The organism is Frigidibacter sp. MR17.24, assembly GCF_037095655.1.
GTDB lineage: Bacteria > Pseudomonadota > Alphaproteobacteria > Rhodobacterales > Rhodobacteraceae > Frigidibacter.
Genome location: NZ_JBAWKE010000002.1, coordinates 759,679 through 774,157, shown reverse-complemented (window position 1 = coordinate 774,157; position 14,479 = coordinate 759,679). Strand labels below are relative to the sequence as shown.

The following is a 14,479-nucleotide window of genomic DNA, read 5'->3' as shown; positions in this document are numbered from 1 at the left end:
CGTGAAACAAGGCGAAGCTTCGACGGAAATGCGTATTAACCGGGATGCGTGCAAATAGTTGACATCGCAGCAAGCGGCCGCGTGTCAGCGGCGGCGCAGCGTCGCCAGGCGCACCAGCGCACGCTCGATCACCGCGCCGAGCGGGGCGCGCGTCGAGGACCGCAGGGTCAGGTCGGTCTCGACGATCTCGGCCAGGGCGCGCTCGAGCGCGGGCAGGCTCCAGTCCTGGGCCTGGCGCAGCATGCGGTCGCGGCGGGGGCCGAAGACCGGCGGGCGCATCCGCGCGATGCCCGAGGCCGGGCCGCCAGGATCGGCGGCGGCGGCGTGCAGCGCGCGGAAATGGCGCAACGCGGCGATGCAGATCGTGACCGGGCTGGTGCCCTGCCCCTCGAGCCGGCGCATCATCGGCCCGAGTTCGGGCAGCCGGCCGTCGACGACGATCGTCAGCAGGTCGTCGACATCGGCCTCGGTCGAGGCGGGGGCGCAGGCGGCGACATCGGCCGAGCTCAGCGGCGCCGCATCGCCGTGCTTGTAAAGCGCGATCTTCTCGACGGTCTGGCGGAAGTCGCCGGGGTCGAGCTCTTTCGCGAGGGTCAGCAGGTCGGTCATCGCCTCGCGCTCGATCGCGTCGAGGCCGGCGCGGCGCAGCGTGTCCTCGATCTCTTCGCGCGAGGGGGGATCGTCGTAGATGCCGATGGCATAGCTGTTGGCGTGGTCCTCGAAGACCTTGCGCAGCGCGGACTTGGCGGTGAGCGACCCGGCGGTGACCACCAGCGCCGCGTCGCCGGGGCGCCAGTCGGCGATCGCGGCGGCCACCACCGGTGCCAGGCCGTCGCCCGCATCCTCGAGGAAGGCGACGCGGAAGCCGGGGAAGAACCCGGTGGCCTTCATCGCGTCCATCAGCAGCGCGCCGTCGCGGCGCAGGTCGGCGGCGGGGATGCGGGTCAGGCGCATCTCGGCCTCGCCCTCGGGCCCGATCAGGGCGGCCACGACCTCCTGCCGGCGCAGCGCGACGCGCATCGCGTCGGCGCCGAAGATCAGCAGGCCGGTGCGGGCGGGATCGGGCTTGGCGAAGTACCGAGTCGCCGCGGCCCCCGCCAGCTTCACGTGGCGCTCCAGCGTCCCGAGGAGGCGATCAGCTCGTTCACGATCTGGTCGGCGAGCAGGCGCATCAGGCGCTGATAGGCGTCGGCATTGGCAGACGCCGTGGCGACCGTGGTTCCCGAGGACGAGAACGAGACGAAGGTGCGCACGATGCCGGTGGCCAGCTGGTGGCCGTCGGCCGCGCGGGTCAGGCGGTAGTTCACGGTGCCGTCGATGTTGTAGCGCGTGACCGTGTTGGCGCCGGTCAGCCCGAGGCTGCGCTGGTTGACGCCGATGGTATAGCCCAGCCGGTACTGCGCGTCATCGCTGCGGCCCAACCGCTCTTCCAGCCGCTCGACAAGGTAGAAGGAGTTGGAATCGCCCGGATCGTCGACGCGGACGCGATCGACGAGGTTCTGCGCCGGACCGCCGGTGCCATAGACCGGGCGGAAGCCGCAGGCGGCCAGCGGGCCCAGCGCGGTCAGCGCGAGGCCCCGTTGCAGGAACAGGCGGCGGCTCTGCGGCAGGCGGTCAGATGACGACATTGACGATGCGTCCCGGCACGACGATCAGCTTTTTCGGTGCCCGGCCCTCGAGCGCCCGAGCGATACTCTCCTCCGCCAGCACCAGCTTTTCAACCTCGGAGGCGGGCATGTCCTTGGGCACGGTGATTTCCGTGCGCCGCTTGCCGTTGACCTGGATCGGCAGCGTCACCGTGTCCTCGACCAGCATCGCCGGGTCGGCCTCGGGCCAGCGCGCCTGCGCCACCAGCCCCTCGCCGCCCAGCATCGACCAGGCGTCCTCGGCAAGGTGCGGGGTGAAGGGCGACAGCAGCTGCGCCATCACCCCCATCGCCTCGCGCTTGACGCCCGCCCCCGCGCCCGATTTCGAGATCGCGTTGGCAAATCCGTAAAGCTTGGCGATCGAGGTGTTGAAGGCGAAGCCCTCGATCCCCGCGGTGACATCGGTGATCGCGCGGTGGGTGGCGCGCAGCAGCGCCTCGTCCTCACCCTGCGTGCCCGCGGCATCCGAACCCGCGATCTCGTCGGCCATGCGCCAGACCCGGGCAAGGAACTTCGAGGCCGCGGCGGCGCCGTCGGCGGTCCATTCGACGTCGCGGTCGGGCGGGCTGTCGGACATCACGAACCAGCGCGCAGTGTCGGCGCCGAAGGCGTCGATGATCGCGACCGGGTCGACGACGTTCTTCTTCGATTTCGACATCTTGGCCGAGGGGATGATCTCGACCGCCTCGCCGGTGGCCTTCAGCGCGCCGTTCTCGACATCCTCGGGCAGGTGATAGACCGGGCGGCCCGCGGCGTCGCGGGTCATGTAGATCTCGTGCGTGACCATGCCCTGGGTGAAGAGCGCGTCGAAGGGCTCGCGCGATTTCTCGGGCAGGTGGCCGGTCGCGACCATCGCGCGGCAGAAGTAGCGCGAATAAAGCAGGTGCAGGATCGCGTGCTCGATGCCGCCGATGTACTGGTCGACGTTCATCCAGTACTCCGCGTCCGCGGCATCGGTCGGGGTCTTCGCATGGGGCGAGGTGAAGCGCGCGAAGTACCACGAGCTGTCGACGAAGGTGTCCATCGTGTCGGTCTCGCGCTTCGCCGCCGCGCCGCAGCTGGGGCAGGGCACGTCGCGCCAGGTCGGGTGCCGGTCGAGCGGGTTGCCCGGCTGGTCGAAGGTGACATCGTCGGGCAGGCGCACCGGCAGGTTCGCCTTCGCCTCGGGCACCACGCCGCAGGCGGCGCAATGCACCACCGGGATCGGGCAGCCCCAGTAGCGCTGGCGGCTCAGCCCCCAGTCGCGCAGGCGGTAGTTGGTGACGCCGCGGCCGATGCCGCGGGCCTCGCAATCGGCGATGGCGGCGGCGACGGCAGCCTCGCCGGTCTGGTGCGCCTCGCCGGCGAAGCCGCGGATGTAGCGCACCGGCTCGGATTTCGGCGGCACGAAGGCCTCGGCCAGCGCCACCTCGTCATCCGAGGCGTCCGACGCCGCCGGCCGGAACACCGGGTTGATCGGCAGGCCGTACTTGGTGGCGAATTCGAAGTCGCGCTCGTCATGGGCGGGGCAGCCGAAGATCGCGCCGGTGCCGTAGTCCATCAGGATGAAGTTCGCGATGTAGACCGGCAGCTCCCAGGCGGGGTCGAACGGGTGGCGGACCCGGATCCCGGTGTCGAGGCCCTTCTTCTCGGCCGTCTCCAGCGCCTCGGCCGAGGTGCCGGTGCGGCGGCATTCGGCGACGAAGTCGGCGACCCTGGGCTCGGTCTTCTCCAGCGCCTTGGCCAGCGGGTGGTCGGGCGAGATCCCGGCGAAGCTGGCGCCCATCAGCGTGTCGGGGCGGGTGGTGTAGACCTCGAACCCGTCGAAGCCCTCGGGCGCGCCGACGGTGGCGAAGGCGAACTGCAGGCCCTGGCTCTGGCCGATCCAGTTGGCCTGCATCAGGCGCACCTTCTCGGGCCAGTCCTTCAGCCCGTCGAGCGCGGACAGCAGGTCACCGGCCATCTCCGAGATCTTGAAGAACCACTGGGTCAGCTCCTTGCGCTCGACCAGCGCGCCCGAGCGCCAGCCGCGGCCGTCGATGACCTGCTCGTTGGCCAGCACGGTCATGTCGACCGGGTCCCAGTTCACCTGCGCCGACTTGCGGTAGACGAGGCCCGCGTCCAGCATGTCGAGGAACATCGCCTGCTGCTGGCCGTAGTATTCCGGGTCGCAGGTGGCGAATTCGCGGGTCCAGTCGATCGACAGGCCCAAGGGCTTCATCTGCGCCTTCATGTCGGCGATGTTGCCGTAGGTCCAGTCCTTCGGGTGGCCGCCGCGCTCCATCGCCGCATTCTCGGCCGGCATGCCGAAGGCGTCCCAGCCCATCGGGTGCAGCACCGAGAAGCCGCAGGACGACTTGTAGCGCGCCACGACGTCGCCCATCGTGTAGTTGCGCACGTGCCCCATGTGGATCCGCCCCGAGGGGTAGGGGAACATCTCGAGCACGTAGAACTTCGGCTTCGCCGGATCGCGACGCGCGAGGAAGGCCCCCGCCTCGTCCCAGGCGGCCTGCCATTTCGGTTCGGTGACGGCGGGATCGTAGCGCGACATGGGGTCTTCTCTCGGGGAAATCTGCCGCCGGCCGTTATACAGCCCGCCCCGCCGAGGTCCAGCGCCGCGCGCCCGCAGGCTTTCGCATTGGCGAAAATATCCCGGGGGAGGGCCCGGCACGGGCCCGGGGGCGGCGCCCCCGTCCCCCGCCCCGGTCAGAGCCGGGCGTCGCGGATGCGCAGCTGGCGGGCCCGGGTCAGGATTGCGTCCTCGACCGCGCGGGTGGTCTCGGCCGAGACCGGGCTGCCGCCCGATCCCTGCAGCGCGACCTTCAGGCTGCGGGCGTCGAGCGCGGGGTCCTGCACGTAGACGGTGGCGCGGTACGACCGGCCGCCGCCGGGCGGGGTGCCGTAGCCGGTGATGATCACGCCCGAGAACGGGTCGACCGACTGCACCGGCAGGAAGTTCAGCACCTCGAGGCTGGCCTGCCAGAGGTAGCGGTTGACCTCGACGGTGACGTTGGGATCGGCGCTGCGCTCGAACAGGTCGAAGACCGAGGAACGTCGCGGGGCGTTCGGCGAGGCGTTGATCGCCTCGAGGCCCTCGCGCTGGTCCAGGTTCGCCTCGCGCGAGGCGCAGGCGGCAAGCGGAACGAGGAGCGCCAGGACCAGGAGCGAGCGCCGGGCAGGAAGACCCGGAAAGGCATTGGCAGGCATGAAGACCGTCCCCGTTCGTCGTTTCCCGTTGTCTAGACCAAGCCACCCGGGGCGACAAGCCTCTCACGCCCGGGGGCGCGGCGGCGGCACGTTCCGGCCTGCGGCACCCGCGGCCCCTTGCGGTCGGCAGCCGTCGGGCCGGGGGAGGCGGGGCGATGTGGGGGCCGGCGGTTTGGAGGGGCGGGCGGCGCCCGCGCGGCCGGCGGTGGGCCGGGCCGACTCGGGGGGTGAGTCACGCTCCATCACGCGGTGAAGAGGTCTCCCGCAGTCCTGCCGCGGCCTGAAAGCGCCCGGAGATCGCAGTCGCGCACATGGCCGCGCGCTCGCGCACGGGCTTGTAAAGACTGGATGCGGCGGGATTTCGGGGCCGGATCTCGCCGGGGCTGTTGCGCGACTGTGGCAAGTCTGCACCACGCATCGCCATCTTCCCGCGCCGGGACCCGTGATCGTTGCAATGGTGCGGCGGAAAGCGGAAAGAGTCGGGGCATACCCAGATCGGATTCCCCTGACTGGGCGCAGCTTTGAGACAACGAGGGAAGCGATGAAAAAGATTCTGCTTGCGTCGACCGCGCTCTGCGCCTTCGCCGGCGCCGCCGCCGCTGAAGTGACGGTCAAGGGCACTGCCGAAATGGGCGTCACCAGCGCCGACGGCTTCGGCCGTGGCCCGGAGCACACCACCCAGTTCCACAACTCGTACAACCTGAACTTCGTGATGTCGGGCGAAACCGACACCGGTCTGGCCTTCGGTGCGACCTACCGCCTCGACGCCGACGGTTCGTCGGAAGAGAACCAGGATCCGGCCGGCGACAACGGCACGGCGTGGATCTCGGGCGCCTTCGGCAAGCTGACCCTCGGCGACACCGACGGTGCGCTGGACTGGGCCCTGACCGAGACCGCCATGGGCACCTCGATCACCGACGAAGGCACCAGCTGGCCGGGCTACTCGGGTAACTCCGACGGCTACTACGACGACCAGGTCCTGCGCTACGAATACTCGTTCGGTGACTTCGCTGTCGCCGCGTCGATGGAGCAGGATGACGGCAACGGCGAAGCCGCCGGCTACGAAATCGGCGACGAGATGATCGGCCTCGGCATCAAGTACGCCACCTCGCTGGGCGGCGTCGACCTGGGCTTCGGCCTCGGCTACCAGACCGGGCAGTCGTCGAAGTTCATCTCGCTCGGCGCGACCGCTCCGGACGACATGGACGTGATCGGTGCCAGCATCTCGGCCTCGACCGCCTTCGGCCTGACCGCCGTCCTGAACTATGTCGACTACGACATGGGCGACTCGTCGGACCGCACCTACTACGGCATCGGCCTCGGCTACGAAACCGGCGCCCTGCTCGTTGCCGCCAACTACGGCAAGTGGGAATTCGACGACGAGATCACCTACTGGGATAACGTTGTCGACGAAGCCGACGGCTTCGGCGTGGTCGTGAACTACGACCTCGGCGGCGGCGCGATCCTGGCCGCCGGCTGGGCCTCGGACGTCTCGACCGAGCGTGGCGATCAGGACCGTTGGTCGATCGGCATGAACATGAGCTTCTGATCCTTCCGGATCCGAGTTTCGGGAAAGAGCGGGCTTCGGCCCGCTCTTTTTCGTTTCGGGCCACGCCGTTCCGACGCGGCGGCGCCGGCCGCTCGGCTCGACAGGGCGGGGGGGCACGGCTATGGTCCGCCCGACCGCGAAGGACATGCCGATGACGACGACCCGCCCCGAAGCCGAGCCCGCCGCAGACCTGCCCGCAGACTTGGCCGCAGACCTGGCCGCCGATCCGGCACGTGCCTATGCCCGGGCGATGGGCCTGCAGCGCGCGGGCCGGTTCGACGAGGCGCTGGCGATCTACCAGCGGCTGCTCGCCGCCGGCCCCTCGGCCGAGGTGCATTTCCAGGCCGCCCGCATCTACATCGACGTCGGCCGCTATCCCGCCGCCATCGCCCAGGCCCGCGCCGCGGTCGAGGCGCGCCCGGCCGAACCCGCCGTCTGGCAGATCTGGGCCGAGGCCGTGGCGCTGGACGCCAGCCCCGTGACCGAGGCCGAGCTGCTGGCCGGCCTGCGCCGCGCGCCGCTGCCGCCGGCGGCGCGGGTCGCGCTGCAGGACCGCTTCGCCGGCAAGCGCCCGGCGCCGAAGCTGCCGCCGCCGCTGCGCGCGCGGATGAACCGGCTGATGGAGGCGCTCGCCGCCGGCCGCCCGGCCGAGGCCGAGGCCGGTGCGCTCGCACTGCTGAAACAGGACCCGAAGCTGGCACCGGCCGCCAACCTGCTTGCCGCCGCGCGCGGCGCGATGGGCGCGCGCGACGCGGCGATCCAGGCCTTTGCCCAGGCCGCGAAGCTGGACGCCACCGACCCGCAGCCCTTCGACAACATGGCGCTGCTGCTGACCCAGGCGGGCCGCGACGACGAGGCCCAGGCGATGCTGCGACGCGCGGTCGTCGCCGGCCCCGCCTATGTGCCGGCGCTGGTGCGGCTCGCGGGGCTGCTCAACCGCCACGGCCGGCACGAGGCCGCGCTGCCCTATGCCGCGAAGGCCGCGAAGCTCGAGCCGCGTAACGCGCTCGCGCAGATGGTGCTGGGCGCGGTCCAGACCCGGCTGCGCGACTTCGCCGCCGCCGAAGCCGCCTTCGGCCGGGCGATGAAGCTCGACCCCAAGCGTCCCGGCCCGATCGAGCAGCGCGCCCAGGCGCTCGCGCGGCTTGATCGCGATGCCGAGGCGCTGGACCTTTATGACCGCGCGCTCGCGCTCGACCCCGACCACGCGGCCTCGGTCGCGGGCAAGGCCTCGGTGCTGCAGACGCTGGGCCGGTTCGACGAGGCGCAGGCGCTGTTCCGCCGCGCCATCGACCTCGACCCCCGCAACGGCGAGATCCTTCGCGGCTACCTAGCCTCGCACAAGGTCACCGCGGGCGACCCGCTGCTCGACCGGATGATCGCCACCTTCGAGGACCCGGCCCTGCCCGAGGCCCAGCGATCGAGCTTCGGCTTCTCGATCGTCAAGGCGCTCGAGGATATGAAGGCCTATGACCGGGTGTTCCCCTATCTGCGGGCCGCCAACGACATCGCCCATGCCGCCGATCCCTACGACATGGACCTGCGCCGGCGCGAGGTCGCGGCGGTGAAGCAGTCGCTGGCCGGCCACGACTGGACCCGCGGCGTCGGTGGCACCGACGCCTTCGCGCCGATCTTCGTCACCGGCATGCCGCGCTCGGGCACGACGCTGGTCGAGCAGATCATCGCCAGCCACAGCCGCGTCACCGGCGCGGGCGAGGCCAATGTCGCGGCCTCGATGGCCACGCGGCTGGTCTTCGACCGCGACGGGGTCCGGGCGCTGGGCAGCGTGCCCGACGCCGAGATCGCCGCCTTCGGCCGTGACTATGCCGACGAGATGCGCCGCCGCTTCCCCGGCGCGCTGCAGGTCACCGACAAGTCGATCCAGACCTACATGTACCTCGGCCTGATGAAGCTTGCGCTGCCGAACGCGCGCTTCGTCGTCGTCCGCCGCGACCCGCGCGACAACCTGCTGTCGATCTATCGCAACAAGTTCCTCGACGGCACGCACGGCTATTCGACCAGCCTGCGCGACCTTGGCGAATACTATCGCACCTTCGTCGAGATGATCGAGTTCTGGCGCGCCGAGATGCCGGGCGGCTTCCACGAGATCCAGTACGAGACGCTGGTGGCCGATCCCGAGGCCGAGACCCGCGCCCTGATCGCCGCCTGCGGGCTGGAGTGGGAGGACGCCTGCCTGTCGTTCCACCAGACCAGCCGCAAGATCGACACGCTGTCGGTCTTCCAGGCCCGCCAGCCGATCTCGACCGCCTCGCTTGCCGCATGGCGGCGCTATGAACCGCATCTGGGGGAGCTGTTCGAAGCCCTCGGTGACCTCTGCCCGAAGGACTGACGCGATGGGACTGGACGAGATCAGGGCGCGGATCGCCGCCGCCGAGGCCGCCGCGGGGCGCGCGAGCGGGTCGGTGAAGCTGATCGCGGTGTCGAAGATCCAGCCGGCCGAGCGGGTCGAGGCGGTGCTGGAGGCGGGCCAGCGGCTGTTCGGCGAGAACTATGTGCAGGAAACCGCGGCGAAATGGCCGGCCTGGCGCGAGCGCTTCCCGGGCTGCGAGGTGCACATGATCGGGCCGCTGCAGACCAACAAGGCCAAGCAGGCGGTCGAGCTGTTCGAGGCGATCCACACCGTCGACCGCCCGAGCCTGGCCGAGAAGCTGGCGCGGATGGCGCAGTCCCGCGGCGTGTCGCCGGGCGTCTTCGTGCAGGTCAACACCGGCGAGGAGCCGCAGAAGGCGGGGGTGCTGCCCGGCATGGTCGACGAATTCGTCGCCGCGGTGCGGATGATGGACCTGCCGCTGCTGGGGCTGATGTGCATCCCCCCCGATGCCGAGGACCCGGCGCCGCATTTCGCGATGCTCGCGCAGATGGCCGCGCGCAACGGCCTGTCGGGCCTGTCGATGGGCATGAGCGGCGATTTCGAGACCGCGATCGCCCATGGCGCCACCCATGTCCGCGTCGGCAGCGCGATCTTCGGGGCGCGGACCCCGCGGGCCTGAGGAAAGGGCGCGATGTACGAGATCTTCGCCACGGTCGCGCCCGACTTCCTGCTGATCCTGCTGGGCGGCGCGATCCGCAACCGGCTGGCGGCCGAAGCCTGGCGCGGGCTCGACCGGCTGAACTTCGAGGTGCTGTTCCCGGCGCTGCTGTTCGTCGCCGCTTCGTCGCGCCCGATCGCGGTGTCGGAACTGGCGGGACTGGGGCTGCTGGTCTGGGGGCTGCTGTTCGCGGGCTTCGGGCTGGGCTGGCTGGCGCGGCCGCTGGGGCCCGAGCGGTTCATCGATTTCGCGGGGTCCTGGCAGGTCGCCTGGCGGTTCAACACCGCGCTGGGATTCGTGTGCATCGCGACGCTGCCGCCGCAGTCGCAGGCGCTGATGCCGGTGGCGATCGGCATGGGGGTGCCGCTGGCCAACGTGCTCGCGGTCTCGGCGCTGTCGCGCGGCGGCGGGCTGGGGATCGCGGCCACGGCGAAGCGGGTGGCGCTGAATCCGTTCCTGCTTGCCACCGTCGCGGGGATGACCGTCGGGCTGACCGGGCTGCCGGTGCCGTCGCTGCTGATGGACGGCGCGGGGCGGGCGGCGGCGGCCTCGATCCCGATCGCGCTGATCTCGGTCGGCGCGATGCTGGACTGGGGCGCGCTGCTCAGGCCCACGCCCTTCACCCTGGCGATCGGGGCGATCAAGCTGCTGGTGCTGCCGGCGCTTGCCTTGGGCGCGGTGCTGGCGCTGGGGCTGGACCCGGCGCGGGGGGCGGTGCTGATCCTGTTCGCGGCGCTGCCGACGGCGGCGGCGAGCCACGTGCTGGCCTCGGTCTTCGGCGCCGATCCGCGCTGGCCCTCGACCATGGTCGCGCAGACCACGATCTGGTCGGTGCTGACGCTGCCGCCGTGGATCGCGGTGGCCCGCGGGCTGTTCTGAGCGGCGGGGGCGGACCGGGGCGCCGCCCCGGACCCCGGGATATTTCTGCCAATGCGAAAGGGCGGTGTGGCGTCAGGCCACGACCAGCCGGGTGTCTTCGCGCAGGCGGGCGGCGATCCACAGCAGGTCGCGCCGGGCGAAGGCGATGCAGCCGGCGGTGGCGCGGCCGGGGCGGCGCCACTGGTGCAGGAAGATCGCCGAGCCGGCGTCCGGCGTCGCCTCGGGCCAGTTCCAGTCCGTCACCAGGATGATGTCGTACATCGGGTCGGGGCGGCGCAGCACCTCGTGGCTGGCGGCGAAGGGGGCCGCGACCATCTGGTTGTAGTCGGGGTGATCCGGCGCGTCGCACCACAGGTCGAAGGGCCGGATCGGGCGGGCCCAGCGCGGCAGGCGCCGCGGGTCGATCCGGTCGGGGCGGTACAGCAGCCCGACGATCTGGTGGACCCCGCGCGGCGTGGCGCCGTCGCCCTCGCGCTTGTCGTCGGTCAGGCCGCCGCGGCCGATGGTGCAGGCGAAGCGGCGGCCGCGGAAGCGCAGGCCGGTGGGGGTCAGGACGAGGTCGTGGACGCTCACAGCAGGTGCCCCGATTTCGCGGCCTTGGTGTCGAGATAGGCCGCGTTCCAGCGCGAGCGGCCGACGGCGAGGGGCACGCGCTCGGTCACCTCGATGCCGTTCGCGCCGAGCATGCGCACCTTGGCGGGGTTGTTGGTCAGCAGCCGCACCGCGCCGAAGCCCATCTGGCGCAAGAGCGCCGCGCCGATGCGGAAGTCGCGCTCGTCATCCTCGAACCCCAGGCGGTGGTTGGCCTCGACGGTGTCGAAGCCCTGATCCTGCAGCGAGTAGGCGCGCATCTTGTTCGCCAGCCCGATGCCGCGGCCCTCCTGATTGAGGTACAGAAGCACCCCCGCGCCCTCGGCCCCCATCTGGCCGAGCGCCGCGTGCAGCTGGGGCCCGCAGTCGCATTTGAGCGAACCCAGCACATCGCCGGTGAAGCAGGCCGAGTGCAGGCGCGCGAGAACGGGGCGGTCGCGCGGCGGCTGGCCGATCTCGATCGCGTAGTGCTCGTCGGCGCCGTCGTCGGGGCGGAAGATGTGCACGCGGCCCTTTTCCGCGGCCTGCATCGGCAGGCGGGCGTTGACCACCGGCTGCAGCGGCGCCGCGAGGTCGAGCGCGGGGCCGGCCTCGGCCATGTCGAGCAGCGTCAGGCCCTCGCGCAGCGCCAGCGCCAGCGGGTCAGCGACCGGCAGCACCAGCGCCGCGGGCAGCAGCCGCGCGGATTTCGCGAGCCGGATCGCGGCGCGGTGCAGGTCGGCCGGGCCGTCGCGCAGCGAGGTGAACGGGCCCTTCATCGGGTTGGTCAGGTCCTGCGCCGGATCGGCGACGGCCGTCAGCCAGCCGAGCCCGGCTTCGGGCGGGACGGCGATCCGCGCGAGGTCGCCGTCATAGGCGCGCGCCTTCAGCGTGCCCGCGCGCCAGTCGGTGACCGCGATGACGAGGCCCGGGCCGAGGGCACGCAGCGCGGCGAGGCGCGCGGTGTCGAGCGCCTCGGCCGCGACGGCGACCACCGCGTGACCGGGCAGGGTCATCACGACGGGAACCCCCATGCGCAGGTCGGCGCGGGCGCGGTTGAGGCGTTCGAGGATCGTGGGGCCGAGCGGCATGGGCCAACCTCCGTCTAGCCCGGCCTAGATAGTCCCGGCTGTCGGAAATTGAAACATTTGCCGTGCAGGCGACACGTGCGCGTGAGCGCGGTGTAGCAAATCTTGCCGGTCGTGGCGCCGGCGCGCATCTGCGGTCACCAAGACACACGAGACCCCACGGAGGCGCGAGCGATGCCCAACCTGAAGAAGCTGCTGCTGGTCGACGACGACGAGGACCTGCGCGAGGCGCTGAGCGAGCAGCTGGTGGCGACCGAGGATTTCGACGTGTTCGAGGCCGGCACCGGCCATGACGCGATCGAGAAGGTGAAGGGGGCGATCTTCGATCTGGTGATCCTCGACGTCGGGCTGCCCGACACCGACGGGCGCGAGCTGTGCCGGCGGATGCGCAAGCAGGGCGTGAAATGCCCGATCCTGATGCTGACCGGGCACGACACCGATGCCGACACGATCCTGGGCCTTGATGCCGGGGCGAACGACTACATCACGAAGCCGTTCAAGTTCCCGGTGCTGCTGGCGCGGATCCGCGCCCAGCTGCGCCAGCACGAGCAGTCCGAGGATGCCGTCTTCCAGCTTGGCCCCTATACCTTCCGCCCGTCGATGAAGATGCTGATCGACGCCAAGGACCGGAAGGTGCGGCTGACCGAGAAGGAGACCAACATCCTGAAGTTCCTGTACCGGGCGCCCGATGGCGTGGTGGCGCGCGACGTGCTGCTGCACGAGGTCTGGGGCTACAATGCCGGGGTGACCACCCACACGCTGGAGACCCACATCTACCGGCTGCGCCAGAAGATCGAGCCCGATCCCTCGAACGCGCGGCTTCTGGTGACCGAGGCGGGCGGCTATCGGCTGGTCGCCTGACGGGCTGGTTGTGGGGTCCTGGCGCGCGGCGCGGCAGAGATTTCGCAAAGGGCGAGGGAACCGGTCGTGCAGTGCCACGTTCTGACTGCACCGGGCCGGCACAACCGCCCGAGATGAATTACCCAAGCCCTTCCGCGACGGGGTCATGTCGCGGCTTCCCTCCCTGTCTGACTGGCCCGGGCCTTGTGCCCGGGCTTTTTTTCGTGGCGCGGCGGGGGCTGCAAAAGGCGCAGCCCTCCGCCCGGCCGGGCCTGCGTAAAATTGCCTGCGCATAAGGGCAGGGGTGTACGGGAACGGGGGAAGAGGGGGCTCCGCCCCCGCCCTGCGGGCCCCCCCGGGATATTTGGGCAAAGTCGAAGCGGGCGTCAGTGGAAGTCGCGGCTGCGGAACATCGCCCTGGCCTGGTCGCGCGGGTGCATCGGAGAGCGGACCGAGCCGGCGACCGAGCCGCCGACGAGGCGGCGGGTCTCGTCGGCGCGGCCGTCGTTGACCGCGATCAGGACCGGGCGGCCGAGGGTGAGCAGCAGGGGGGTCAGGTCCTCGATCGCCTCGGCGATGACATGGGTCACCGGGCCGTCACGCTCGATCCGGCCGGTGACGCGCAGCAGGCGGCCGCCGATCACCGCGCGGCGGAACGTCTCGTAGATCCGCGACCAGACCACCACGTTGGCCACGCCGGTCTCGTCCTCGAGCGTGAGGAAGATGACGCCCGAAGCGGTGCCGGGGCGCTGGCGGGTGATCACGAGGCCGGTGAGCGTCACCCGGCCACCGGCCTGCGGCAGGCGGTCGTTGGGCAGGCTGTCCGTCAGGCGGGGGCGCAGCAGCTCCATCGGGTGGGCGCGCAGCGACAGGCGCAGCGACAGGTAGTCCTCGACCACCTCCTGGCCGAGGGTCATCGAGGGCAGGGTGGTCGCGGGTTCCGCGCCGCCCTCGCCCTCGCCCCCGAAGAGCGGCAGGGGCTTTGGCGCGCGCAGCGCCTTCGCCGCCCAGAGCGCGTCGCGCCGGCCGAGGCCGAGGGCGGCGAAGGCATCGCCCTCGGCCAGGCGTTCCAGCGCGTCGGGGCGGATGCCGGCGCGGCGCCAGAGGCTTTCGACATCGGGGTAGCCGTTGCCGCGCGCCGCGACGATCCAGCGGGCGTCCTCTTCGCGCAGGGACCGGATCTGGCGCAGCCCGAGGCGCAGGGCGAGCGCGCCGTCGGGGCGGGACTCCACGGTGCAGTCCCAGTCGGAGCGGTTGATGCAGACCGGGCGCAGCTCGACCCCGCGGTCGCGGGCGTCACGCACCAGCTGCGCCGGGGCGTAGAAGCCCATCGGCTGGGAATTGAGCAGCGCGCAGGTGAAGATCGCCTGGTGGTGGCGCTTCAGCCAGGCCGAGATGTAGACGAGGCGCGCGAAGCTGGCGGCGTGGCTTTCGGGGAAGCCGTAGCTGCCGAAGCCCTCGATCTGCGCAAAGCAGCGTTCGGCGAAATCGGCGCCGTAGCCGCGCGAGAGCATGCCCGAGACGAAGCGTTCTCGGAACCCGCCGATCGTGCCCATGCGCTTGAAGGTGGCGAGCGAGCGGCGCAGGCGGTCGGCCTCGGCGGGCGTGAAGCCCGCCGCGACCACCGCGATCTGCATCGCCTGTTCCTGGAACAGCGGCACCCCGTAGGTG

General features: G+C 71.2%; 12 protein-coding genes. 5 read left to right on the top strand and 7 right to left on the bottom strand.

All coding sequences use genetic code 11. The annotated features are described in order from the left end of the window. Nucleotides 1–84 precede the first annotated feature (84 nt). The 4 genes from holA to V8J39_RS11055 form a co-directional block, all read right to left on the bottom strand. The gene (holA, locus tag V8J39_RS11070; RefSeq protein WP_336460938.1) at nt 85–1,107 is read right to left on the bottom strand and encodes a DNA polymerase III subunit delta; all 1,023 of its coding nucleotides are present in this window, start codon (nt 1,105–1,107) and stop codon (nt 85–87) included. Next, nucleotides 1,104–1,628, bottom strand: a complete 525-nt coding sequence (gene lptE / locus V8J39_RS11065; protein ID WP_336460937.1) for an LPS assembly lipoprotein LptE — start codon at nt 1,626–1,628, stop codon at nt 1,104–1,106. Before lptE ends, holA begins: the two co-directional genes overlap by 4 nt. Further along, nucleotides 1,615–4,176 carry a leucine--tRNA ligase gene (gene leuS, locus V8J39_RS11060; protein WP_336460936.1) on the bottom strand — a complete coding sequence of 854 codons (2,562 nt, stop codon included), beginning with the start codon at nt 4,174–4,176 and terminating at the stop codon, nt 1,615–1,617. Before leuS ends, lptE begins: the two co-directional genes overlap by 14 nt. A gap of 155 nt (nt 4,177–4,331) precedes the next feature. Further along, complete coding sequence (locus V8J39_RS11055; RefSeq protein ID WP_336460935.1) at nt 4,332–4,832, bottom strand: DUF3576 domain-containing protein; 501 nt, start codon at nt 4,830–4,832, stop codon at nt 4,332–4,334. Nucleotides 4,833–5,373: 541 nt separating this feature from the next. Here V8J39_RS11055 and V8J39_RS11050 point away from each other — a divergent pair. The 4 genes from V8J39_RS11050 (at nt 5,374) to V8J39_RS11035 (ending at nt 10,310) form a co-directional block, all read left to right on the top strand. Then, on the top strand, nt 5,374–6,381 hold the full coding sequence (locus tag V8J39_RS11050; RefSeq protein ID WP_336460934.1) for a porin: 1,008 nt from the start codon (nt 5,374–5,376) through the stop codon (nt 6,379–6,381). A 151-nt stretch (nt 6,382–6,532) separates the two neighbouring features. Continuing rightward, nucleotides 6,533–8,731, top strand: a complete 2,199-nt coding sequence (locus V8J39_RS11045; protein ID WP_336460933.1) for a tetratricopeptide repeat-containing sulfotransferase family protein — start codon at nt 6,533–6,535, stop codon at nt 8,729–8,731. A 4-nt stretch (nt 8,732–8,735) separates the two neighbouring features. Then, on the top strand, nt 8,736–9,392 hold the full coding sequence (locus V8J39_RS11040; protein ID WP_336460932.1) for a YggS family pyridoxal phosphate-dependent enzyme: 657 nt from the start codon (nt 8,736–8,738) through the stop codon (nt 9,390–9,392). Between the two features lie 12 nt (nt 9,393–9,404). Beyond that, nucleotides 9,405–10,310 (top strand): AEC family transporter, encoded by a 906-nt coding sequence (locus V8J39_RS11035; RefSeq protein WP_336460931.1) that lies wholly within the window; start codon nt 9,405–9,407, stop codon nt 10,308–10,310. A 72-nt stretch (nt 10,311–10,382) separates the two neighbouring features. On the opposite strand, the gene V8J39_RS11030 is transcribed toward V8J39_RS11035, so the two are convergent. Both V8J39_RS11030 and ribA read right to left on the bottom strand, forming a co-directional pair. Continuing rightward, the gene (locus V8J39_RS11030) at nt 10,383–10,883 is read right to left on the bottom strand and encodes a L,D-transpeptidase family protein (RefSeq protein WP_336460930.1); all 501 of its coding nucleotides are present in this window, start codon (nt 10,881–10,883) and stop codon (nt 10,383–10,385) included. Then, a complete protein-coding gene (gene ribA / locus V8J39_RS11025) occupies nt 10,880–11,971 on the bottom strand; it encodes a GTP cyclohydrolase II (protein WP_336460929.1) in 1,092 nt (363 codons plus the stop codon). Before ribA ends, V8J39_RS11030 begins: the two co-directional genes overlap by 4 nt. A gap of 171 nt (nt 11,972–12,142) precedes the next feature. On the opposite strand from ribA, the gene V8J39_RS11020 reads away from it, so the two are divergent. Then, on the top strand, nt 12,143–12,829 hold the full coding sequence (locus V8J39_RS11020) for a response regulator transcription factor (RefSeq protein ID WP_336460928.1): 687 nt from the start codon (nt 12,143–12,145) through the stop codon (nt 12,827–12,829). 365 nt (nt 12,830–13,194) lie between these two features. Here the strand turns inward: V8J39_RS11020 and V8J39_RS11015 are convergent. Then, nucleotides 13,195–14,479: helix-hairpin-helix domain-containing protein (locus V8J39_RS11015; protein WP_336460927.1), on the bottom strand; the 1,285-nt coding region annotated here is incomplete at its 5' end.

What these genes read in the sequence shown, in the direction of transcription:
- lptE (WP_336460937.1), bottom strand. Translation starts at nt 1,628, where the DNA reads ATGTCGTCATCTGACCGCCTGCCGCAGAGCCGCCGCCTGTTCCTGCAA.
- leuS (WP_336460936.1), bottom strand. Translation starts at nt 4,176, where the DNA reads ATGTCGCGCTACGATCCCGCCGTCACCGAACCGAAATGGCAGGCCGCC.
- V8J39_RS11055 (WP_336460935.1), bottom strand. Translation starts at nt 4,832, where the DNA reads ATGCCTGCCAATGCCTTTCCGGGTCTTCCTGCCCGGCGCTCGCTCCTG.
- V8J39_RS11050 (WP_336460934.1), top strand. Translation starts at nt 5,374, where the DNA reads ATGAAAAAGATTCTGCTTGCGTCGACCGCGCTCTGCGCCTTCGCCGGC.
- V8J39_RS11045 (WP_336460933.1), top strand. Translation starts at nt 6,533, where the DNA reads ATGACGACGACCCGCCCCGAAGCCGAGCCCGCCGCAGACCTGCCCGCA.
- V8J39_RS11040 (WP_336460932.1), top strand. Translation starts at nt 8,736, where the DNA reads ATGGGACTGGACGAGATCAGGGCGCGGATCGCCGCCGCCGAGGCCGCC.
- V8J39_RS11035 (WP_336460931.1), top strand. Translation starts at nt 9,405, where the DNA reads ATGTACGAGATCTTCGCCACGGTCGCGCCCGACTTCCTGCTGATCCTG.
- ribA (WP_336460929.1), bottom strand. Translation starts at nt 11,971, where the DNA reads ATGCCGCTCGGCCCCACGATCCTCGAACGCCTCAACCGCGCCCGCGCC.
- V8J39_RS11020 (WP_336460928.1), top strand. Translation starts at nt 12,143, where the DNA reads ATGCCCAACCTGAAGAAGCTGCTGCTGGTCGACGACGACGAGGACCTG.